This window comes from Robertmurraya korlensis, assembly GCF_023715225.1.
Taxonomy (GTDB): Bacteria; Bacillota; Bacilli; order Bacillales; family Cytobacillaceae; genus Robertmurraya_A.
This window is the reverse complement of the sequence record NZ_JAMBNS010000008.1, coordinates 223,930-245,255: the sequence shown is the minus strand read 5'-3', so window position 1 is coordinate 245,255 and position 21,326 is coordinate 223,930. Positions and strand designations below refer to the sequence as shown.

General features: G+C 35.8%; 23 protein-coding genes and 3 riboswitches. Of the genes, 13 read left to right on the top strand and 10 right to left on the bottom strand.

What is annotated here, in order from left to right:
• The first annotated feature begins 633 nt into the window (after positions 1 to 633).
• Positions 634 to 728, top strand: a riboswitch (cyclic di-GMP riboswitch).
• 20 nt (positions 729 to 748) lie between these two features.
• Positions 749 to 880, top strand: a complete 132-nt coding sequence (locus M3175_RS24945) for a hypothetical protein (protein WP_285852304.1) — start codon at positions 749 to 751, stop codon at positions 878 to 880.
• 508 nt (positions 881 to 1,388) lie between these two features.
• Positions 1,389 to 1,520: a hypothetical protein gene (locus M3175_RS24940; RefSeq protein WP_285852303.1), complete on the top strand. Its 132-nt coding sequence runs from the start codon at positions 1,389 to 1,391 to the stop codon at positions 1,518 to 1,520.
• A gap of 61 nt (positions 1,521 to 1,581) precedes the next feature.
• Here the strand turns inward: M3175_RS24940 and M3175_RS15895 are convergent, their stop codons facing one another.
• Together M3175_RS15895 and M3175_RS15890 are read right to left on the bottom strand one after the other, a co-directional pair.
• Positions 1,582 to 2,046, bottom strand: a complete 465-nt coding sequence (locus tag M3175_RS15895; protein ID WP_251520880.1) for a hypothetical protein — start codon at positions 2,044 to 2,046, stop codon at positions 1,582 to 1,584.
• A gap of 756 nt (positions 2,047 to 2,802) precedes the next feature.
• The gene (locus tag M3175_RS15890; RefSeq protein WP_251520878.1) at positions 2,803 to 3,615 is read right to left on the bottom strand and encodes a glycosyltransferase family 2 protein; all 813 of its coding nucleotides are present in this window, start codon (positions 3,613 to 3,615) and stop codon (positions 2,803 to 2,805) included.
• A gap of 123 nt (positions 3,616 to 3,738) precedes the next feature.
• Between M3175_RS15890 and M3175_RS15885 the strand changes: the two genes are divergently transcribed.
• Positions 3,739 to 4,218, top strand: a complete 480-nt coding sequence (locus M3175_RS15885) for a VanZ family protein (protein WP_251520876.1) — start codon at positions 3,739 to 3,741, stop codon at positions 4,216 to 4,218.
• Between the two features lie 89 nt (positions 4,219 to 4,307).
• On the opposite strand, the gene M3175_RS15880 is transcribed toward M3175_RS15885, so the two are convergent.
• The 3 genes from M3175_RS15880 to M3175_RS15870 form a co-directional block, all read right to left on the bottom strand.
• Positions 4,308 to 5,078, bottom strand: a complete 771-nt coding sequence (locus M3175_RS15880) for a transposase (RefSeq protein ID WP_251520874.1) — start codon at positions 5,076 to 5,078, stop codon at positions 4,308 to 4,310.
• Positions 5,079 to 5,175: 97 nt separating this feature from the next.
• The gene (locus tag M3175_RS15875; protein ID WP_251520872.1) at positions 5,176 to 5,850 is read right to left on the bottom strand and encodes a hypothetical protein; all 675 of its coding nucleotides are present in this window, start codon (positions 5,848 to 5,850) and stop codon (positions 5,176 to 5,178) included.
• Between the two features lie 169 nt (positions 5,851 to 6,019).
• Positions 6,020 to 6,760, bottom strand: coding sequence for a hypothetical protein (locus M3175_RS15870; RefSeq protein ID WP_251520870.1), 741 nt, complete (start codon positions 6,758 to 6,760; stop codon positions 6,020 to 6,022).
• A 73-nt stretch (positions 6,761 to 6,833) separates the two neighbouring features.
• Positions 6,834 to 6,916, bottom strand: a riboswitch (cyclic di-GMP riboswitch).
• Between the two features lie 154 nt (positions 6,917 to 7,070).
• On the opposite strand from M3175_RS15870, the gene M3175_RS15865 reads away from it, so the two are divergent.
• The 3 genes from M3175_RS15865 (at position 7,071) to M3175_RS15855 (ending at position 9,993) form a co-directional block, all read left to right on the top strand.
• On the top strand, positions 7,071 to 7,766 hold the full coding sequence (locus M3175_RS15865) for a hypothetical protein (protein WP_251520868.1): 696 nt from the start codon (positions 7,071 to 7,073) through the stop codon (positions 7,764 to 7,766).
• Positions 7,767 to 8,139: 373 nt separating this feature from the next.
• Positions 8,140 to 8,229: riboswitch (cyclic di-GMP riboswitch) on the bottom strand.
• 290 nt (positions 8,230 to 8,519) lie between these two features.
• A complete protein-coding gene (locus M3175_RS15860) occupies positions 8,520 to 9,017 on the top strand; it encodes a sigma-70 family RNA polymerase sigma factor (protein ID WP_251520866.1) in 498 nt (165 codons plus the stop codon).
• 433 nt (positions 9,018 to 9,450) lie between these two features.
• A complete protein-coding gene (locus M3175_RS15855; RefSeq protein ID WP_251520863.1) occupies positions 9,451 to 9,993 on the top strand; it encodes a competence protein ComK in 543 nt (180 codons plus the stop codon).
• 72 nt (positions 9,994 to 10,065) lie between these two features.
• Here the strand turns inward: M3175_RS15855 and M3175_RS15850 are convergent, their stop codons facing one another.
• The 4 genes from M3175_RS15850 to M3175_RS15835 all read right to left on the bottom strand — a co-directional run bounded on the left by M3175_RS15850 (position 10,066) and on the right by M3175_RS15835 (position 13,205).
• Positions 10,066 to 11,085 carry a GGDEF domain-containing protein gene (locus tag M3175_RS15850; protein ID WP_251520862.1) on the bottom strand — a complete coding sequence of 340 codons (1,020 nt, stop codon included), beginning with the start codon at positions 11,083 to 11,085 and terminating at the stop codon, positions 10,066 to 10,068.
• A gap of 114 nt (positions 11,086 to 11,199) precedes the next feature.
• Positions 11,200 to 11,622, bottom strand: coding sequence for a hypothetical protein (locus M3175_RS15845; protein ID WP_251520860.1), 423 nt, complete (start codon positions 11,620 to 11,622; stop codon positions 11,200 to 11,202).
• A 228-nt stretch (positions 11,623 to 11,850) separates the two neighbouring features.
• Complete coding sequence (locus M3175_RS15840) at positions 11,851 to 12,609, bottom strand: ThiF family adenylyltransferase (RefSeq protein WP_251520858.1); 759 nt, start codon at positions 12,607 to 12,609, stop codon at positions 11,851 to 11,853.
• The gene (locus M3175_RS15835; RefSeq protein ID WP_251520856.1) at positions 12,606 to 13,205 is read right to left on the bottom strand and encodes an N-acyl amino acid synthase FeeM domain-containing protein; all 600 of its coding nucleotides are present in this window, start codon (positions 13,203 to 13,205) and stop codon (positions 12,606 to 12,608) included. The genes M3175_RS15840 and M3175_RS15835 overlap by 4 nt, the downstream gene beginning before the upstream one ends.
• A 160-nt stretch (positions 13,206 to 13,365) precedes the next feature.
• Between M3175_RS15835 and M3175_RS15830 the strand changes: the two genes are divergently transcribed.
• The gene (locus M3175_RS15830; RefSeq protein WP_251520854.1) at positions 13,366 to 14,571 is read left to right on the top strand and encodes an HD-GYP domain-containing protein; all 1,206 of its coding nucleotides are present in this window, start codon (positions 13,366 to 13,368) and stop codon (positions 14,569 to 14,571) included.
• 312 nt (positions 14,572 to 14,883) lie between these two features.
• Here the strand turns inward: M3175_RS15830 and M3175_RS15825 are convergent, their stop codons facing one another.
• Positions 14,884 to 15,324 carry a hypothetical protein gene (locus M3175_RS15825; protein ID WP_251520852.1) on the bottom strand — a complete coding sequence of 147 codons (441 nt, stop codon included), beginning with the start codon at positions 15,322 to 15,324 and terminating at the stop codon, positions 14,884 to 14,886.
• Positions 15,325 to 16,164: 840 nt separating this feature from the next.
• On the opposite strand from M3175_RS15825, the gene istA reads away from it, so the two are divergent.
• The 6 genes from istA (at position 16,165) to M3175_RS15795 (ending at position 21,280) form a co-directional block, all read left to right on the top strand.
• Positions 16,165 to 17,115: an IS21 family transposase gene (gene istA, locus M3175_RS15820; RefSeq protein WP_251520850.1), complete on the top strand. Its 951-nt coding sequence runs from the start codon at positions 16,165 to 16,167 to the stop codon at positions 17,113 to 17,115.
• A gap of 195 nt (positions 17,116 to 17,310) precedes the next feature.
• On the top strand, positions 17,311 to 17,613 hold the full coding sequence (locus M3175_RS15815; protein WP_251520849.1) for a hypothetical protein: 303 nt from the start codon (positions 17,311 to 17,313) through the stop codon (positions 17,611 to 17,613).
• A gap of 2 nt (positions 17,614 to 17,615) precedes the next feature.
• Positions 17,616 to 17,984, top strand: a complete 369-nt coding sequence (locus tag M3175_RS15810) for an ATP-binding protein (RefSeq protein WP_251520846.1) — start codon at positions 17,616 to 17,618, stop codon at positions 17,982 to 17,984.
• 69 nt (positions 17,985 to 18,053) lie between these two features.
• Complete coding sequence (locus M3175_RS15805; protein WP_251520844.1) at positions 18,054 to 19,295, top strand: site-specific integrase; 1,242 nt, start codon at positions 18,054 to 18,056, stop codon at positions 19,293 to 19,295.
• The gene (locus M3175_RS15800) at positions 19,288 to 20,271 is read left to right on the top strand and encodes a tyrosine-type recombinase/integrase (protein WP_251520841.1); all 984 of its coding nucleotides are present in this window, start codon (positions 19,288 to 19,290) and stop codon (positions 20,269 to 20,271) included. The genes M3175_RS15805 and M3175_RS15800 overlap by 8 nt, the downstream gene beginning before the upstream one ends.
• Positions 20,258 to 21,280, top strand: coding sequence for a site-specific integrase (locus M3175_RS15795; protein WP_251520838.1), 1,023 nt, complete (start codon positions 20,258 to 20,260; stop codon positions 21,278 to 21,280). The genes M3175_RS15800 and M3175_RS15795 overlap by 14 nt, the downstream gene beginning before the upstream one ends.
• The last annotated feature ends 46 nt before the right edge of the window (positions 21,281 to 21,326 follow it).

Sequence of the window (21,326 nt, the reverse complement as noted above, 5' to 3'; positions counted from 1 at the left end):
CCTAACACCAGTGATTTGTAACTTTTGAGATTGAAATAAGAAGAACAGAAAGATCTCCTGTTCTTCTTATACATTAAAACCAAGAATGCCTAGTAATATATAAACACTACACTGCCCCATCCATAAACAATAGGTGATAATCCACGAAATCGTTAAGGTGAAGTAATCACCAGGATAATAAATTAAGCACCAAAAGAAAATTGCTATTGACACAGTAAACATGTATATTCCATGTTGAATTACCCACCTCATACAATTCACCTCAATTTTGATAATCTTTCTTACATAATATTTTAGCTAAATTTCTATAAATCCCTTTAATATCTTTTCTTCATTATCAGACTTAGTACGACATTTATCCTCATTAGATGAAAATACCGCTTAACGGAATTTAAATTGTACTAGCAGTCTGTAAAATGATGCTACGTTACAAATATCCTACATTGCAGTACACTTCCTTAACTTTTGTTACTATCACTCTCAAAGGAGAACCATATAATTTTCGATAAATTTTATAAGTAGCGTCCATGAAGGAATAAGAATTTAAAAAGAAACATGGAAAAAACGACATTTTTTGACACTTACTCCTAAAATCCTATTGGCAATTTGTCGATTATATACGATAATAGTACTAGATACAAAAGGCAAGATCATCTAAAGGTGATTCACGCAAAGCTATAGGGGCCTCTATCATTGGATATACTTGATAAAGCCAGCCAGCTACTATCAACGTTAAAGGAGAATGGACATGTCAAAATTCTTAACACCTGAAGAAGTGATGGTAAAGAGGAAGAGAAATAAAGCGATTCTTTATACATCAATTATCCTAGGTACCATGTTACTAAGTGCTGTTGTCACAATCCTAACAAGCCAACTATAAATAATGACATATAAAGAGGAGCAGCCTAAAATTAGGCTGCTCCTTCTAGTTTAAACCTTTTCCTTTGTTCCACTAGTTCCTTACGGTTGTACATATATTTCACACATTTTTTGTATAGCGGTAATAAGTAATATGGTTGCCATTATCCAATTTAAAAGTCCGTATAGAGCATTTTGAAACTGTATTGCCAATACAACTCCTAGATGGACATTAAAGATGGCAAGCAGAAGCGCTAACGATAATATAAGGTCTACATAAATCATCTTTCTCACCTGTTCTTCTAGCTGTTAAATACAAAAAATCTCAAATTCAAATAATTTCATACCCTAACATTATAACAATATATTTCTATTATATCTCTTGTTTAAAGAATACTAATTTCGACATTATTTGACACATTGCATCATTTTCCTATTAAAATTTTTTCTCTGTGTCCGATAATAATATTAAATGACTCGCACAAAGCTTTAAGGCTAGCTTCTTACGAACTACAAAGGAGAATGAAATCATGTCAAAATTCTTAACACCCGAAGAAGTGATGGTTAGGAGAAAGAGAAATAAAGCAATTCTATATGCATCTATTATATTAGGAACCATTATCCTTAGCGCAATGGTTACCATCTTAACCAACCAACTTTAATTTCCCCTATAAATGTGAGAAACAGTTTACTATAACAATAGACTGTTTCTCACCGATTGAATTATTGGTTAAAATCCCATAGGATCACCCAGTCACCTTTTTCCTCGGCTACATAAACATATTGAACAAATTCAAACGTTCCGTATTTTCCTTTATAAGACTGCGTGACTTTAACTTCATAAACGAAATTAAAGACCTTGCTTTCCTTGCTCATTTTCCAATTAGATAATTTTCTTTTATCATTAATGTTAAATTCAAAGGTATCAGCACCGAAATGTCCCATAAACACATGAACCCGATCTTGTATGTAGCTTCCTTTTGGAAACCTCTCCTTCATCGTTGAATGTAGGAGTTCCCACGAATTTGAATAATCCCCTGTTTGTTCATATTCATAAAATTCCTCCACCAGATGAACCGCTTGCCTTGATGGAGAAAAAAGCCCATAACGAATTAGAAAATAACCTCCTATAACTAGGAGAAGTATGAAAAGGAAGGGAAGGAAACCTCCTCTGTTTCTTCTATACATAAGTAACCTCCAAAAAGTCTGATACTAATTCTTATGCTAAGATAACAGAAACATACTTATCCCTTTTCTCTTCCTATCTTGCCTTAAAAAACAGGTAAAAAAAACACCAGCCCCATTGGACTGGTGAACTAAAAACAATTAAAATCACACATCTTTTGTATCACGCTTATCAACAATATTAAAGCCATACTCCAATTGATAATTCCATAAAAACTGTGAAAACGCTTTGCTACAATAATTCCAAAGTGGATATTAAATATCACCAACAAAAGCGCTACCGATAACACAATATTCACTAACATCTTCTTTCACCTGGTTCTTCTAGCTGTCGTATGTAGATATAGTAACAATTTCCTATAAACAATTTTTATCACACATCCTAAAAAAAGTAAACAGGACATAGGGACAGGTTCCTTGTCCCAGAGCAGGGCCAATAAAAAGTACATGGTGCCTGTCCCTATGTCCCACTATTGCTTTATTGATTTACTTACCTTTCCACATCTGATACATTCACCGGTAAAGTAGTTATACTTATGATATCTACGAAAAAAGCAAATAATGGATTTAATTTTCAAGTAGAACAACTCCTTTTAATCTATTCTTCTGTATCGCTAACAAAAGTTTGTTCACTAATTGTTATTTTATCGTTTCTTATAATGAACATTATGAGAAAAATGTCGATTATTCATAAAAAATAACCGACATTTTTCTACAATTATTCTAGGGACAGGTTCCTTGTCCCTCATGTTCCTCAGCTTACAGTAAACGTGATATTATCTTTTCTCCATCCCATACCCTTACACTTTCAGCTCTTTTTTCCATAACCTCTGGCTCTTCTAAAAGAGTAAAAAAGTTTTTCTGCGGGAGTTTTCCTAAATGATGCTTCTCACACAATCTCATTAAATACTGATTACGTTTTTCCGATAAAATCGCTGACTGGTTGTCCCCATTTGAGGAAAAGGCATAAAGTACACTGGCCATGGCTACCCGCTTAACCTTAAAGCTTTCAAGAACTCTTAAAATAAAGTCCCAGTCCCAATAGTTATTCACCTCTACATCAAACAGTCCGATTTTGTTATGTAATGATTTCCGATATAAGCTTCCTGACGAAACGTACGTAGAAAAGTTCCTCATAAACTCCTTATCTAGTTCATAGGCAAACAATATCCTCTTTATTGGTACCCTTTGAGTTCCCTCCCACTTGTATTCCACCATCTCCACATCTGAGTAAACAAAATCCGAATCCTTAATTTCATCAAGCATTTTCTCAATATGGTTCGGGGTAATAAGGTCGTCATCATCACAAAGCATGATAAACTCTCCACTCGTATGAGCTAACCCTTCATTCCGCGCATGAACATGTCCTTTATTAGCCTTTAAGTTAATGATTTTTAACTGTAATTCAGAAAAACTCTCTTTTAACTGATCAACTGATTCTCCATGATCGTTGATCACAATCACTTCAAACTCTTGAACACTTTGCCTTGCCAACGATTCTAACAGTTCTACTAAAGCGTTCTTACGATTATAGGTTGGTATAACAACGGAAACTAAGGGTCGACTTATCATTATTTTCTCCTCTCATAGGGACAGGTCAGCTGTCCCTTTATTAATTGTGGGACATGGTACCTGTCCCATTGAATAGTCAAGAACTTCCTTGTCAAGGCTAGAACTAAATATGAGGAGGTTACCATGAAACAAATATATGTTGCTATATGTATAGGTATTATCATCATTATCGGAAATACACTTGGAGAGTTAGCAAGGATTGACTTCTATACCATTGATCAGATATACAAAAAACAAGTAACTCCTTTGTTTCTGCTAGACAGAAGCAGTTCTTTCTATCATATATACTCCATCAAAGGAGATTTCCCCTACTTAGCTATTAGAAAAGTGGGACACTTTTTCTTTTATGGATTTATAACTATTTTCCTACTTAGAGTAGGAAAGTGGAGAAGCCTACTGGTAAATGGGTTCCTGGCTACAATCTTAACCCTATGTATCGGAATCCTTGATGAAGTTTACCAATACTTCTTAATAGGAAGAAGTGGGCGGATGCTTGATATATTGATTGATGCAGCCGGTTGCTTTATTTTTGTAGTAATTTATATGGTTGCAAGGGGGCTTGGGAGACAGAGGGACAGGTCAGCTGTCCCATTGGAAGAGTGAGGGACAGCTGACCTGTCCCTCATTTTGTTTCTTTCGATACATATGGCTAGGGTCCCCTTCTACCTTTTGTGGGACAAGGAACCAGTCCCCTAGCCCCGGTCCCGCCCACGCTGAACAACACTTTTAGATAATCCCGTGACCCTAGAAATTTGTCTTATTGATACTCCCTTCAACTTCATTAGCATTGCTATTACAGTATCTCTTTGGCCCTTACTCATTTGTTGTAGCATACTACTGCTGCTAATGCCTAAAGTTCGTAAATACTCGATAACTTCATTGTCTGACAATCTTACTCTTACCTTTTCTTCCATGCAAAGATCATCATTTATTTCATTCATGTAGTTAGCAATTAACTGTATCGATTTTTCTCTATCTTCTGAAAAGAGACTAAGTACAAATTTTGTATCTACGATGGTGGATTGATATAAATACTCACCTATACTTGTCCATTTACTATCAAGCACATTAGCTGAGATACCTGCTTTTAAGGGATTTTGATGAATATATCTGAGTACTGAAAAAAAGTAAGTTCTAGTTTCAACCACTTCACTCTTGAAACGATCTTGAAACAAATGTCCACATCGGTCATATTTCATGTTGTACCAGTATACATAGCTTGAACAAATTCTTTTTATAAACTCCGAAACCGTCTCTTCTACTTCCTTTACCAACAGATGTACATGATTATCCATCAAACAATAACCATACAGCTTAAAGTTACATTGAATCTTATATCTGCCTAGCGTCTCTAGAAATCTTCTCCTATCATCGTCCTCCTCAAAAATAATTTGTTTATTAATTCCCCTAAGGATAATATGGTACACTCCATTTCTGCTTTTCTTTCTTGGTTTCCTTGGCATATATTAAACACCTCGTTTTTTGGGGGCATAGGGACAGGTTCCTTGTCCCTATTAATCAGTGGTGGAAAGGGACAGTGTACCTGTCCCCATGTCCAAGCTATTCCCGTTTAGACTGTATAGCACTAAACGACATTCTTTGGTTCGTAGAGATTATTACGATGGTAAGAAGAAGGGATAGGTAAAACAAAAAGGAGATAATAGCTGCAAATAAGCCATAAACCCAGCTATTTAATGGAAAAGGAAAAAAAGTAGTAATATAGCATAAAAAGACTAGAACAATACCAAACACTAGCAATATATTTAATCTTAAATAAAACACCGATTTCTCAATTGCCATTGTTTCAAATAAGTATTTGTCTTTCTTTGAAAGATCCATGCCCTCTAAATACTGGTTTGTTATTGTTACTCCCGCAATTAAAAAAGCTAGTAGACCAAAGAAACCAGCTCCTATAGCCATAAGCAGGCCCCTGCTCATTTCAATAATTGGTGCAATTTTGAGGTCTTTGTAGGAAAAAATCAAATATTCTAAGAAGTAGATTGTTCCGAAGGAAAGTAAAGCGGAAAATATAGCTGCGTACCAGAAAGGATGTTTCAACAAATAGGTAATGGTTTTACCAACTAGACTTTTTACCTCCTCCTCAATCTTACCAACAATAGCAATGGTATCGTTTGTTTGCCTTGTATGCTGTTCAGCTGCATATTTCAGATACGCTGCCGTCTCCTTCGCTTTCCTTAATTGCTCATCATTATTAAAATCACTCGTTTTTTTCATAAATTCCCCCTGAATAAATTGAATGTTTGGGACTGGTTTCTTTTATTCATTTATCCTCTTGTCCTGCCCCTATTCCAAAATATACCTTTAGAAAGTAATAAGAGTCAACAACTCTGCTACTGTTATATTAACTAAAAGGGACAGGGTACCTGTCCCCACGTCCCCAACCTCATGAATTTAAGTTATTATGAATATTCCCATCAGCATTTGTTCTTAGGTATCCGCCACCTTGCTGCTCGGTAAGTTGTGTATTCGGATTGCCATCTCCATCACGAGTGTATCCTTCCACGTATGTACCATCAGCTCGTGTATATCCACTTACCTCATGTGGTTTCACGTGATGAACTCCTGGGTCTTCAGATGCTTCTACATTGGAAGCTACTTGTACTGGCCCGGTATGATTAGTTGCGTCATTTGCATCCACACTTCCATCAGCAAGATTTTGCTGACTTCCCATTGGATCTCCAACATCTACACCATCTACTAAATCCACAACTCCCACCGCTAAGGCTCCAACAGCAACGGTTTTAGCAATATTCTTCACACCACTTTTGATCTTTTCATCATCATTATATTTGAAGCCTTCATAGACATCCTTACCATTATGGTACGTTCCCTTTGCTGTCTCATATACTCCCTTAGCTGTACGTGACACAGAGTTACCTATATCAGTTAAACCTTGTTCTACTTTTCTATCATCCTTTTGAATCATCCCGGTAGTAGTACTCCACGCTCCATCAGCCACTTGCCCTAAAGTGTCTCCTGCAAATTCAGAGGCCTTCTTTACTCCTTCTCCCACTTCCTTAATAAACTTACTTCCCGTGACATCACCAACAACATTAACAGCACCTCCAACCACGAAACCAGCTGCTTTTCCTGAAAACTTACCTAAATCTCTTAAAAACCCCATCATTCATCCTCCTTTAAAAATATAAAAAGATCCACCTAAATAGGCGGATCCCCAGAATGCTATCTCCATCTACTTCGGCGACTCGGCTACCATAGCTTGTGCTTTAGGCCCGTAGTTTTGCGTCCCTACTTTTCAATAGGTTTGCCTTTATCACATAGTCTTAAAGTTATAGGATTATTTTACCATAAAACAACTACTATTCAATACTCGTAGGCAGATAAAATATTTAGATTTCTATGGACAAAGGAGAGACAGGGTGCCTGTCCCTTATGCTAATATATCTATATCTACTAATTATTGGAGGAACTATATGTCCGATTCATTCATTGTTGGCTTTTGGCAGAAAATATTTCATTATCTGCGTTATGTATCTGTGTTTCAGTATGTTCGCATGATTCCTGGCATTAAAGGTTCACATGCATTTGTAGAGAAATGGGTACTTGGGAACTTAGTCGTTTCTCTCTTTATCATGGTGTTGCTTCAGCTAGAAATTGTCCCCTACTGGTTAGCTTGGATTATCTTAGTTTACAGTTTTACTCGTGTATTAGAGATCTTTGTCTACCAAGTGAATGTGTTATTATTTGATCCTTATCTCTCTAGTAATTATCAGGTCAAAAGTTATCGTAGATCTGTTGTATTACTTATCCACAATTATATAGAAGTGATATTTTGGTATGCTACTTCCTACATGGTCCTTTCTAAGAATCTAGACATTGTTATTTCAAAAGGATCCATGGCGGATACGCTATTTTTTAGCTTTGTGACTATGGTGACGTTTGGATCCAACAGTCTAACAAGCTTTCAACATTTTGCTCAAACGATCATATTCACACAGGCTGTAATCGGCTTATTTATGACCATCGTTTCATTAGCGCGCTTCATCGGTCTTCTACCAAAGCCAGGGACAACTGATCAGTTAGAAAAAGATGTGAATGAACAGATAGAATCTCTCCAATCCGAAGTATTAGCCTTAAAAACAACCATACAAAATCAAAAACGGAAATAATGAATCTAAATCCCATATTAGCGAAGGAATGAAATAGTTATCTTTGGGACATGGAACCTGTCCCTATAACCCTCCGGTAAAAATAAATCAAAATGGGATAAAGGAACCTAGCCTTTATCCCATTTTTTTCTATAAGTCTTAGAAATTAAAAATCTTTTACTTTGTTTCTATATCATTAGCCATTCAATTTTTCCCTATGATACATAATCTTCTCCTCTAGATTCCCCAGGATGTCTGAATCTAAACAGCAATCCGCTAAGCACATATAATAATATAATCTGGCTGTATGCCATTTTATTTTCATCTTTTTTATCCGACTCTTGAACCCCATAAAACTCTCCTTTAGATTTACTATAAATCGTAAGAGTCCGTATTCGGAAACTGGCAAGCATAATCACTTAAAATGATCTTAGCCCCTGTAGTTTTGCGTCACCATCTTTCAATGGTTTTGCCATTATCGTACGAGTTATGGTTACATGTCTATTATAGGATAAATTAACCAGTTGACAAGAGGTTTTTTACCATAATTCAGATGAATAGGTCTATTGTCGCTTCTTCTTATTACCCGTAGTTTTTTAAATTTCAGCTCATTCAAGCTCCTTATCCTCACTTTTCTTTCATAAATCAGAAATTTCAACATTCTTTCGGGTATCCAACTTCATTTTTACCAATTGGAACAATACCCTCCCTATCAGATATTGTGAGGTTACCCGGGAATACAATTGGTAGCGCGCTTCCTGAAAGGGAAAGCAAGTGGAACATTTTAATGAAATCGCACAACAATACGAGCCTATGATCCACAAGATTATTCAGACACTAGGAATCTATAAAAACAGAAAAGAGTTTTTTCAAACAGGATTAATTGCTCTTTGGCAAGCAGCTGAACGGTATGATCAAGAACGAGGGTCATTTTCCTCCTTTGCATATTCCTACATTAAAGGCCACCTCCAAACGGAGATGACCAAGAGAAACAAATATGATGAACGCAATGTAAGCGTAGATGAGGAAAGCTGGGCTTTAATCCCTGACTTATCCGCTAAACTTCCGTTTGAATGGGAAGAACTCGATTGTGACGGGCTTACAGAAAAAGAGAAGAAATGGCTAATGTATACCGTCATTCATGGCTTAACAGTTAAAGAGATTGCCACCATCGAAAACGTCTCACTATCAGCCGTTAAGCTCTGGCGTTCAGGAGCGAGAAAGAGATTGAGGGACAGGTTCCTTGTCCCAAGTTCCTTCTTAAAGTCTTGAATCCAAAGTTATAACCAAACTCCAATAAAAAAATAAAAAGCTGTCGCCCTTTATTGTGTAGAGATTAGCTAACTGAATGAATTTAATAATGTTGAATACTCCCTCTCTATGGGGAAATCGTACTTTTAACTCCTCCCTACCCACTTGTGGGTAGGGAGGTGATTATTATCACAAAGGCCTAGAGTCCACTACTATCTAATAATCTAGTCAAAGCCCCCTAACTCTACTCACTACTGGGACAACGGACCTGTCCCCATGGTTCACAAATTTGTCTTGGAAGAGATCCTGACAATAGATAGTTATTCCTAGTTCTTTTTTCATATAATCACATGCAAGGGGAAGAATTCTTAATATAAAGGAGGTAGTGTTTCGAACAGTAAAGTAAGGGGATACGTAACCGTTTATTATTTAAAAGCTGAGGGAGCTGAGGATCTTGGTATTAGTAGAATGCTATATTATTAATTCGAATACTCTTTACATCTATGGTGTATATGATCGTAACGGAAAGCTATGTACCCTTGTTAAAGAACTGGAAAAGACCTTCTTCATAGATGATTCCCCTCTCCATATACTAGAAAATAGCATTAATTGTATTGGCTATGATTTAAAAGGAGCCATGTCTTCAGCTAAATGGATTCTTGGTGGTGAAATTCATATGCCACCTGTTATGATTAATCCGATTCAAAGTATTTGCTTATTCTCAGACAAATCAGCAAAAAATGCCGACACAATTTGGTTTAACCCTGTACATATTGTTCGTACCCTAAGCTACAAGAAGAAAACATACATAGAATTCTCAAATGGAACCACTCTCATTGTCCATTGCTCGATCTTGTCCTTTAACACCAAGCTCCAAAATGCCATGCAGCTGAGAAATATTACAACTGAAATGGGCAAAAATCCAAAATCGATGTCTATGCTACTGGACCCGAATAAAAGAAAGCCCAGCAGGAACTATAAAAAACGGAAGAAGTAATTTTCAATCAAACGTTTGATTGAACTAATGGGACAGAGGGACAGGTTCATTGTACCTCTCTACTAAATCGGGTCACAGTGCCTGTCCCCGTGTCCCCTTCCTCTTTTCCCTGTACATCCTTTCGTCCGCTTCTTTAATCAGAGTATCTAGATCCACACGGGATACTTCTGTTGTAAACGACGAACCTATACTTGCAGATACTTGTATCGTATAATTATTGATGCTCAGCGGCTGATTCATCGAGGATTGAATTCGTTCCGTAATCCCTTCAAACTCTTTTAGGTCTATATTCGCTAATAGAATCACAAACTCATCTCCACCCAATCGACAGAGTAAATCCGACTCCCGCAGCTCTCCTTTTAGTCTTGATACAACCTTTTTAAGTAATTGGTCCCCTACGTCATGGCCATATGTGTCATTTATGTATTTAAACTTATTCATATCCATGAATAATAGTGCAATGGAATCGACTTTCGATTCCTTTAGTTGGTCAAACTTTTTCTTAAGCAATATCCGATTGGCTGCCCCAGTCAATGGATCATGATAGGCTATGACCTGAAGCTTATCATTTGCCTCTTTAGTTTCCTTCCACAGCCGGAGAGTCATATGAATGAACGTTAAAAGAAAAGCTGCAGAAAATACTCCAAACAAAACGAGAAATACAAAATCTCCCTTTACGACATTCGGGAATATTTCCTCATGTAAGTAAAAGAAAGAGTAATAGTTTATTATCATCGAGCCTGTAAAAGCTAGTAACACCACTCGATAGCTTTGATAAATAGCACTTAGAGGGAGCCCCAACCACATAAATAAGTAATTGACCAGGTACGGAGAATCAGTCAAGAGAAAGTAAAAATAGATATATGTACAAAAGATCATGACATACATACTCACTCTTGGGTTTACTTTCTTAAGAATCATCATTAACAAAAGAATCCCCACAGTGATAAATAAAAAAGCTGGTGGGAATACACTTACAAATCCTTCAATGACCATATTAATCGTTACTTGTATAGTGAAAAATGCAAAAATTAAGCTGAATAATATTATGTTTCGACGATGGATTATTTCATTGCCAATCATTGATGTCATTCCTGTTCTTGGGTAGTAGTTAAGATAGATTCCGTTTAGAATCCATCACTACTCTTTTTTGTAAAATTATAACATATGCAAGTTTAATGGGACAGGGAACCTGTCCCCTATGGTCTAATTATAAAAAGACTCATATAAACTTAGTATTTCGTGTTTCTTAATAGACACTGCCACATAATGAATCAGCGAGTAATCCTCCACCTCTAGTAATTCGGTAATAACACAGTCCATCACTGTTTTTCCACCTTTGTGAAGGTTAAATTCCCCCCAGCTTTTAATGGCTAGTTCTCTCGTTTCAGGATTGTATCGTACTAGCTTGTACTGATCCGTGAATCGATCCATTAAAGATTCAACACTTTCAATTGAATAGCCCAAATCAAAAGCCATTTGCTCTTTTCGAATTTTATAGATTCCAATCTGAGTAATTTGTGGATTAGTGAGCAGATATAAATAGAAATACTTATCCTCTGGAGTCATCTTCTCAAGTACAACTGGATGGTTCCAAAAATCAACACTCACCGTTCTGTATTTTGCCACGTAAACCTCCATCCTTTCATCTATAAAAATGAAATGTCCTATCATAGTACATATATAGATGAATGAACAAAAAGGTTAGTTCTAATCAATAAAAAACGTGATCTTCTTGACAATTATCAAGCAGTCGCTGTCAGTCTCCTTCTCCCAATCCAATGCCATCCCCTTTACTAAGAGGAAATCATAGAAAAGCACAGGAACCGTCCCCGTGCTTTCCCATGCTTTCCGCTTCTATTCAAAATGCAACTGAAAGCTTTCTGGTACAATAGGCGGTTCTTTTCTATCTAACAGATGTAAAACTAGTTGGGAAACAAGTGCACCTGGTCCTAGTGCTTGACCAACACTTATCGTCGGTATCGTACGATTTCTAATCCATGAATGAATTTTTTCTTCTGTTGCATAGTCAGGAAGGGCTTGACTGTAACCCGATGGAGGGAAGGTTTGACCTTGTAGTTTAGCAATTGAAATATCTTCCGGAATTCCAATATATTCTTCGAGCTTCATTCCAAATGGAGAAAATGTTAAAACAGACGTACCAAATCCAAGAGCCACTGAAGTAGTAACAAATAAGCTTTTCTCACGTGCTGCTCGATGGAGAGTCACTGACTCAGCGAATGCAAAATAATCAATGGCATCAATTACATAATCAGCTCCATCCACAAAAGATCGTGCGTTTTCTTCAGTAACTCCTTCCCTATAACACTCAACGATAAGCTCGGGATTTATGGAAAGTAAATGATTTTTTAACGCTTCTACTTTTCTCTGTCCAACCGTATGATGTGTGGCTGCACATTGTCTATTAATATTTGAAACATCAAACACATCAGGATCTGCCAAAATTAATTTACCAATCCCCATTCGAGTAAGTAATTCAGCCGAAAACCCACCAATGCATCCACAGCCAGCTATAGCAATTGTTGTTTCATGGAGTTTTTGAACTTCGTCTTCTGACATAATTCCTATATTTCGAATAAATTGTTCCTTAATCATTTCATAACCTCCATTATATTTTCTTCATTTTCTATAAAATAGTCGTATAACTTGCCTCGTTTTTCTTTTAATGTTTCTAAGCATTCGTTTAAATCCAATGCACATGGAATCGTTTTTGACCCAAGATAAACATTAGGTTCACCTATCACCTTAAAAGGAAACTTAAACATGCGGTACATATAGTTATACACTCTTTCATCAATACAACAAACCCAATGTGAAATACCATTGCCTACTGAATATTGCAAAACTGATTTGATTAATCCTAATCCCACATCATGTTTGGGCATCTTTGTGAATGCGCTAATTTCAGCGTATTTGCTTTTATCAAGCCGGGATAACTTCAACTTTTCAATATCATATATATTGAAGTGCCTGATGGTAGGAAGTTCATCTATCTTCATGAAAATAAGTCGAGTAACGCCTACGATTTCCTTTAACTCAGCTGCTTGTGCAACAAAATAAGTGGAAGATCCTTCATATGGATCGTCCTCATTTTCTTTAAAAAATCCTACTTCCTGGTAACGCTGGTGGTGTAATGCAATGGCCTCTTTACGAAGAATCCCATCTACACTTCCAAAATAATAATCTTTCATTATAACACTCTCCTTAATAAAATTATCCTACATTTTCAATTAAAGGTAATTTGAAGGAGAATGAAAAGCATTTTCTGACAATATCTGATAAAACTCTAGTTAATATGACAGAAAAGTGATAAAATTTTAGTGAATTTAGCAGATAGGATGATTTAACAACATGAATGCTGGTGTAAATGAAAAAGAAAAATTACTAGATAAACTACTTAAAGAGCATACTCAAAATTTGAATAATCAAATCTTAATCATCGGCTTCATCTATTTTTTGATGAGTATCCTTTGGAATTATATCTTCCAACAGTTTAATCTCCCATTTTCCAGGGCAAACCTAAGCATATTATTACTCTGCCTATCCTTATGCTTAACACTCTTCCTATTCTATCGATTCACGAAAATCCCCTACCGTCTAATGAAACATTTAGTCTTATTATTTGTATTATTTGTAGTAATTTGTTTGTATTTTGGTTCAGGCTATACAGAGGCATGGGGTTACTTCCTACTTATTCCCATTGTTAATAGCTTATATGGCAAACGATTGGTATCCATCTTCTATTCCATATTAGGAATATTTGGTTTAGGAGCTGTTAGTATTTATTCTCCTATTGATTATATAGACTCTATCGATATTTCAAACCGCATTTTACTATATATGATCGTTGCAACATTCAGCTACTTGTTATTAACAAAACTATATGCACTCTACGATAGGCAAGTTAATAATGTCATCCATTCAATGGAAGCAACCATTGAACAGGTTGTCCAAAGCTTTATTGTTGCTGTTGAAGCAAAAGATCAATACACTTTTGGGCATAGTGACAGAGTCAGTCAGTATGCTGTTGCATTAGCTAAAAAACTTCCAGGATATCAAGATGTACAAAAACTGAAACATTTACGGTTAAGCGGACTGCTTCACGATATTGGTAAAATCAATATCCCTGAACATATCTTAACAAAGCCGACCTCTTTAACAGAAAATGAATATGAAATTATTAAAACTCATACTACTTTTGGATCAAAAATGGTTGAAAAAGTAGAAGGATTAGAAGGATTAAAAAATGGTGTATTATATCATCATGAAAGATGGGATGGAATGGGATATCCGACTGGAGCAAAGGGAAATGAGATCCCATTAGAAGCTCGTATATTAGCTATTGCTGACGCTTTCGATGCCATGACATCTACAAGATCCTATCGAGATGAACTTTCGATTGAAGAGGCTTTTCAAAGATTAGAAAATGGGATAGGAACACAGTTCGACCCTAGCCTGGCTCAAGCCATTGAAGAGGCTAAACCTGAGTTCTCAAGGATTCACTCTGAATCCCAGAATCCATTTGACGAATTTGAAAGATTGACAGATTTATTCTGAATTGCAGGACGATGCTTTTACTACCGAAGGATATCCATTCTGTTTCAGAACATTCCCGAAGAGAATATTTGAATGATACAGTATTGGAACTTGGCGGATTTAAACCCATTCCAATAACGGATAAAAAAGAATAGGAATTAGGTACTTTGGTAAGTTTATTCTTCTGAGGAGCATGGGAACCATTCCCGTGCTTCTATAAAATGAACCAAAAAAATCAATCAAACGTTTGATTGATTTTTTTTTAGGATTTTTTATCAAACATCATGTAAATATACTGCCAGATTCAAAGCACTAGTAGTAAATTCCACACCACTAATGGGGCAAGGAACCTGTCCCCACTAGTTCTCTAAATGCTACCTCTTGTAATGCAGTTATTTCTTCTTCGGATAAGTTCTCTTCGATCGTTTGGAGTACTTCTTTCTTAGAAAGCGTACCCTTTTCATAATTTGATTTCATACTTACTAACTTAGCAACTCCAATTTTCTCCACCAATACCATAATAGCTTCTTCCTTAGTATGAAATGACAGCTTACTATCATCTAATGCAATATTGCCTTCCTCAATAAATGATTTTATTTCGGGGTCATCTTTAATCACATTTTTTATCTCTTCAATCTGTCCATGTTTCTTTATATCATTAGATGCATTTTCTCGTATTTTATTGGGAACAGGTATAGTCCCAAGCAAATAGCCCCCCATTCCGGACCCTCCAAGTAAAAACAAGAAAATAATCAAAACCTTTACAATTCTCATCGTTTCACTCTCCTAACACCATAAATAAATACTACCAAGCAATCTGGGAGAAACGGTAATAACTCTTGTTTACACTAGATCTACTTTCAGATTATTGTCCATCTACAATCAGGAGTACTCCTTGATAATAAGCTTTTCCAACCAATCATTTATTTATAATAGTTTATATATCTAACTCAACAAATCTCTTAGCTGCCGAGCGTTATTATATAAAAGGGGAGCGCTCCATTAGGAACACTCCAACTGACTTTGTAGTCGTCTATTAGATATTGCAGAGTGTTAAGGATCAAACCACTTCTCTATCTGGCTCATCTAACGTTAAAACACTTCCTCATTTGTATGGAATATATCCCTACGGTGAAGATTTACAATCAGGTCTTCATAAACTCCGTCGCGTTATTTTCTATTGCTAAAGTATGTATTTCAACATCTCCATATGTAAAATATACTTCTCCTCCATCACCATACTTTTCATCTGGAACTCCAAGGGAATCTAAGACACTCTCATACTTATCACTATTGAAATATGATTGTCATTAATATTTGTTATTTCTTCAATAATTTCTCTATTCTTTTCTAAAATAAGGTTCAACAGTTTACCACTAAATGGACTTCTACATACTCTGGTAGTGTATGGACAAGGATCTTGTCTTCCTTCACGCCACTTGTGACCCCCAGCTTTTCTGCTACCTTGGATTTACTAAATCCTTTCTTTATTAACTGTTGTGTATTGCAAAATAGAAGTGCAGAGCTATGCAAAGAAAAAATGCAGAGTTCCGCACTTTATTTAATAGGTGCATAAAAAAAGACTTGCCAGCCACCCCAAGTCCCTCTACTGTAATGGTGTCGAATCAATACAGAGTGGAGGAACATGAAAGGATGCTAGCAATGTCTGATATTAATTGTATCAAACACCTAAGAAACAAAAAAGGATTATCTATAACAAAGATTAAGGAAACATTAGGGATTAATTGGAGGACAGCCAAGAAATATGCTGATGAGGATCAATTACCAGATTCAAAGATCAAACAATCAAATGGAATGATGTATACAGATAAGTGGGGAGAAATAGTTTCAGATTGGCTCTTTGAAGATAGCAAATTAAAGAAAAAGTTACGCCGAACCAAGAAGCAGATATTTAGTGAACTACTGGATCTAGGCTTCAAGGGCTCTTATCGAACCGTCTGTTACTTTATATCTGACTGGGAGAATAGCCATAACGAAGAACTTGATAAAGGGCATGATCGTTTAGAACATCCTCCTAGCGATGCACAAGTAGACTTTGGGGTAATGGAAGTTGTTAAAAATGGGGAGTTTATGGATACACATGTTCTAGTCATGTCGTACCCTCATAGCAATGCCGCATTCGCTGTACCATTACCATCCGAAAACCAAGAATGTTTTCTTCAAGGATTGAAAGTCTTATTTACTCAATCTGGGGGAGTTCCTAGGAGAATTAGAATTGATAATTTAACTCCAGCTGTTAAGAAAGTAAGATCAAAAATCGAGGAGGCCAAATTAACTGATGCCTTTATCCAATTTCAAAATCACTATGGATTTGAAGTTCAGGTATGTAATCCACGCAGTGGGCACGAAAAAGGTAGTGTTGAAAATAAAGTAGGTTATATTCGATATAACTTCTTTACAACATCTCCCGTCATGAATAGCTTTGAAGATTTAACGGAAACACTTCATATTCAACTCCAAAATGACAGACAAAGACTTCATTATGAAAAAGAAGTAATGATTGAGGATCTCTGGAATATAGAGAAGGAGTTTTTACTGGAGTAGCCCACGGAAGATTATCCAGTCTTTAAAGAGGTTGAAGCAAAGGTAAATAAGTTTAATGAAGCCAAGATTGATAGCACATTAATACATATTCCCAAAGCATCAAATTATCCATTTATATATTTCGTATTATATTGGGATAAATTTAAAGCAGTTTCCCCCGATGGGGAAATTCTATTAGAAGATTTTAGACCCTACATGAACAAAAAGCGAGCTATTCCGTGGGTATCAATCTTCAAAGATTGGATTCGAAAACCAAGAGTAGTACCTTATTCAAGATATCAAAAATACCTACCGGGACGAGTTAATGATTATTTAATGGTTGAAGATTTAGTGGTTCGTAAAGAAAGATTACTAGAATTAGTTAACTTACTCGTAACACATGATATGAAAAGACTTAATGAGGAATTTTATGACTTAATTTCTGGGAAGAATGAGAATCCCTTCGGGTTAGACTGGTCGGAGTATGATTCCTTGGCACCACTAGAAAGGGGTGAGTAATGATGAGCGACTCTATCCGTTCTATGTGTAAGTCATTAAGGTTAGCTTATGTTTCCGAAATTTATGAAACAATTCCATTTGACTCTCCAAAACAGTATTTAGAAGCGTTATTTAAAGAAGAGTTTCGTTTACGCGATAAAGCAAAGGTACAGCGCCTTATAAGAAACGCCAAATTCTTAGATTCTAAGAGTTTAAGCAATTATGAATGGAACGAGAGAATCCGATTTCCAACACAAATTGATAAAGATGGTTTAATGAGCCTAGACTTTATCAAACAAAAGCAGAATGTCGTATTAATTGGATCACCAGGGACTGGAAATTATGGAAAGTTTTTGTTTATGGTAAGAAATAAGTGTATATGCCCTATTTGAATTGAAATATACGTTTATTTCTTTCCATAACACCTCACAATAGATTTATTAAAATCTAGGAGGTGCCATATGGAAAATCGAATAATCATTGAAGAATTAGTTGCAAATGTTTTATCTGAATTAGAAAGGCTAAATTATGCATATAACACTATTTGTGGATATCGTGCTTTTTACAAAAGAGTAATTTCATTTGCAAATGCAAGAGATGAGTTCTATTTTTCAGAAGCGTTAGGAAGGGCTTTTTTGAAGGAAACATACAATTGTACAGTTAACTATTATCAAGAAGCTATACCTAAAGAACTCAAAGGTCCTATTAGAAGAATTAGAGTTCTAGGCGATTATCAGCTTCATGGTGTGATTATCCGAAGGATTGTAAAAAAGCCAGGATATGTTAAACCACCACAGTTTGAATCAGAACTTACTGGCTATGAAAAGGAATGCGAAAATAACGAGTACTCCAAAAGAGGTCTACGAACACGGATGCAACGTTTGTTCTTTTTCATAGATTATCTTGACAGTAGAGATGTTCAAAAATCGAATGATATTACTGCAAATATAATTTCTGATTATGTAAAAACAATTTATAAGTATCATGAAAAAAGTATTGCATCTATCTTAACAGCCCTTAGGGTTTATTTAAGATTTCTCTATTTTAACCAATATACGGATGAAGATTTGTCTTTAAAAGTTCCTAAACAGAGTAAATATTATTATCCACCTGTTCCTTCTGTCTGGAATAAAGATGATGTTATTCGTATGTTGAATAGTATTGATAGAGGGAACCCAACCGGAAAGAGAGATTATGCGATTCTGCTTCTGGTTGCCAAACTTGGTATTAGGGTTGGTGACATCAAATCCTTGAAGTTATCAGATTTAAACTGGCAATCAAAAAATATAGAAATAAGACAAAATAAAACAAAGAATATCGTGTCATATCCAATATTAAATGATATAGGTTGGGCATTAATTGATTACCTAAAAAATGGGCGTCCTATTAGTAACTCTCCATTCGTTTTTATTCGGATGAATGCACCCTTTGAGGCATTTGGAAGAGACGCTAATCTTCATAATATCATTACAAAATATACCAGACTTTCTGGAATTACTGTTCCTGATGGTAAACGGCAAGGGTTACATTCGCTTCGTCATACTCTTGCGAGTACTTTGCTTGAGCAGGGAACCCCATTACCAGTAATCTCTGAGATCCTAGGACATTTTAATTCTAAATCTACCAATGTCTATCTGCATACAGGAATGGATGGGTTAAGGAAATGTGCCATTGATCCAGAGGAGGTGCTTAAGAATGTCTAAGAAATCTGTAGTGTTTCAAAGTATTCTTGGTCCATTGATTGATGGATACATTGAGGAAAAGAGATCTGTTGGCTATAAGTACAAAAAAGGATCTTCTCTTTTGAAACAATTTGACACATTGGCTGCCAATGAAAACTTAATAGATATAAAACTTTCGAAAGAATTAGTATTTCTTTGGACAGAAAAAAGGCCAAATGAGACTGTCAGTACTAGAAATGGAAGAATCTCTATCATACGAGGGCTCGCTAAATATATGGTTCGTCTTGGGTATCAGGCATACATTTTTCCAGCTGCAACTATTTCGATTGATAGATATTCTTATGTTCCTTACATTTTTTCTGAAATAGAGTTGAAGAACATTTTTACCACATGCGACATTTATCCTTTTTCAGATGTTTCTCCCAACAGACATCTGACCTTACCTTTTCTGTTCCGTATGTTATATGGTTGTGGCCTCCGGATTTCAGAAGCATTGAATTTAAAACTAAAAGATGTTGATTTGGGTAATGGGACTTTATTCATTCGGGATACGAAATTTGGAAAAGAACGAAATGTTCCAATGACAGATTCATTGACGAAGCGTTGTCGTTTGTATGTAAAAGAAACTCATAACCTAAAGTCCAGTGATACTTATTTATTCCAATCCCCTTACGGAGGACATTATAAGGAAAGTACTATATATAACCTATTTAGAGAGATATTGTGGAAGGCTGGAATATCCCATAGTGGAAAGGGACCAAGACTTCATGATTTTAGGCACACTTTTGCGGTCCATTGTTTGAAAAAATGGGTCTTAGATGAAGAAGATATTACGAATCTCCTTCCCTATCTTTCTGCATTTTTAGGACACGTTGATTTAAGAGGTACACAACATTACTTAAGACTGACTGCTGATTTATATCCAAAAATTATTGCATCAGTTGAACAGAATTTTTCAACTTTAATACCGGAGGTATCGTTCAGTGAAACAGACTGATTTTGCCAGAACACTAACACGATTCCTTTCCGATTACCTTCCTAGCCATCGTAATGTTAGTACTAATACGATAAAGTCCTATCGGGATACCTTTAAACAAGTGCTAATTTATTTTAATTTAGAATTGAAAATCAGGCCAGAGTACCTTACCTTTGAAAAAATTAAAGCAGAAAAAATTAGAGACTTTCTCCTTTGGCTTGAAAAGTCGCGTAACGTCGGAATTAACACCCGTAATCAAAGACTAGCAGCAATCCATAGTTTCTACCGTTATGCACAGTCAGAACACCCTGAAAATATATTTGAATGTCAAAAAATATTAGGAATTCCCTTTAAAAAAAGGGAGATAAAGACGGTTGAATTCCTCTCACAGGAATCTTTAAGGTATATATTAGAACAACCTGATACTACCAAGAAAAAAGGGCGTCGAGATTTAACGTTAATGGCTACTCTATATGATACAGGGGCACGAGTACAAGAATTAATTGATTTAAAAACAAGAGATGTCAGACTTACGAAACCAGCCACAATTACTTTAACCGGCAAAGGAAATAAACGAAGAAGTGTACCTATTATGGATAAAACAAGAGTTCTGTTGGAGAATTACATGAAAGAAAACAAACTATTGGAAAATGGAAAACAAGATTATCCACTTTTCTTTAATAGCAATAGACGCGCATTTACAAGGCCTGGAATCACATACATTTTAGAAAAGTATTTAAAACAGGCTAAGGAAAATCATTCAGATGTTCTGTTCTCTGACAGACTTCATCCTCACATGATCAGGCATACAAAAGCTATGCATTTATTGGAGGCTGGTGTAAATCTAATTTATATAAGGGATTTACTAGGACACGTAAATGTTACTACAACTGATATATATTTAAGAGCAAATACGGAAATAAAAAGAAATGCATTAGAAGCCGCATATATGGAGGTTGTGAAGCAAGATACCCCTGTTTGGGATGAGGATACAGATTTATTAAAGTGGCTGGAGGAATTTTGTCGATAGGAATTTTGGAGTATTATGGAAAGATATTTGTTATGCCAGCTACGAA

Coding starts and splice junctions, on each gene's coding strand:
- M3175_RS24945 (WP_285852304.1), top strand. CDS start 749: ATGTCAAAATTCTTAACACCTGAAGAAGTGATGGTAAAGAGGAAGAGA.
- M3175_RS24940 (WP_285852303.1), top strand. CDS start 1,389: ATGTCAAAATTCTTAACACCCGAAGAAGTGATGGTTAGGAGAAAGAGA.
- M3175_RS15895 (WP_251520880.1), bottom strand. CDS start 2,046: ATGTATAGAAGAAACAGAGGAGGTTTCCTTCCCTTCCTTTTCATACTT.
- M3175_RS15890 (WP_251520878.1), bottom strand. CDS start 3,615: ATGATAAGTCGACCCTTAGTTTCCGTTGTTATACCAACCTATAATCGT.
- M3175_RS15885 (WP_251520876.1), top strand. CDS start 3,739: ATGAAACAAATATATGTTGCTATATGTATAGGTATTATCATCATTATC.
- M3175_RS15880 (WP_251520874.1), bottom strand. CDS start 5,078: ATGCCAAGGAAACCAAGAAAGAAAAGCAGAAATGGAGTGTACCATATT.
- M3175_RS15875 (WP_251520872.1), bottom strand. CDS start 5,850: ATGAAAAAAACGAGTGATTTTAATAATGATGAGCAATTAAGGAAAGCG.
- M3175_RS15870 (WP_251520870.1), bottom strand. CDS start 6,760: ATGGGGTTTTTAAGAGATTTAGGTAAGTTTTCAGGAAAAGCAGCTGGT.
- M3175_RS15865 (WP_251520868.1), top strand. CDS start 7,071: ATGTCCGATTCATTCATTGTTGGCTTTTGGCAGAAAATATTTCATTAT.
- M3175_RS15850 (WP_251520862.1), bottom strand. CDS start 11,085: ATGACATCAATGATTGGCAATGAAATAATCCATCGTCGAAACATAATA.
- M3175_RS15840 (WP_251520858.1), bottom strand. CDS start 12,609: ATGATTAAGGAACAATTTATTCGAAATATAGGAATTATGTCAGAAGAC.
- M3175_RS15835 (WP_251520856.1), bottom strand. CDS start 13,205: ATGAAAGATTATTATTTTGGAAGTGTAGATGGGATTCTTCGTAAAGAG.
- M3175_RS15830 (WP_251520854.1), top strand. CDS start 13,366: ATGAATGCTGGTGTAAATGAAAAAGAAAAATTACTAGATAAACTACTT.
- M3175_RS15825 (WP_251520852.1), bottom strand. CDS start 15,324: ATGAGAATTGTAAAGGTTTTGATTATTTTCTTGTTTTTACTTGGAGGG.
- istA (WP_251520850.1), top strand. CDS start 16,165: ATGGTGTCGAATCAATACAGAGTGGAGGAACATGAAAGGATGCTAGCA.
- M3175_RS15815 (WP_251520849.1), top strand. CDS start 17,311: ATGAACAAAAAGCGAGCTATTCCGTGGGTATCAATCTTCAAAGATTGG.
- M3175_RS15810 (WP_251520846.1), top strand. CDS start 17,616: ATGAGCGACTCTATCCGTTCTATGTGTAAGTCATTAAGGTTAGCTTAT.
- M3175_RS15805 (WP_251520844.1), top strand. CDS start 18,054: ATGGAAAATCGAATAATCATTGAAGAATTAGTTGCAAATGTTTTATCT.
- M3175_RS15800 (WP_251520841.1), top strand. CDS start 19,288: ATGTCTAAGAAATCTGTAGTGTTTCAAAGTATTCTTGGTCCATTGATT.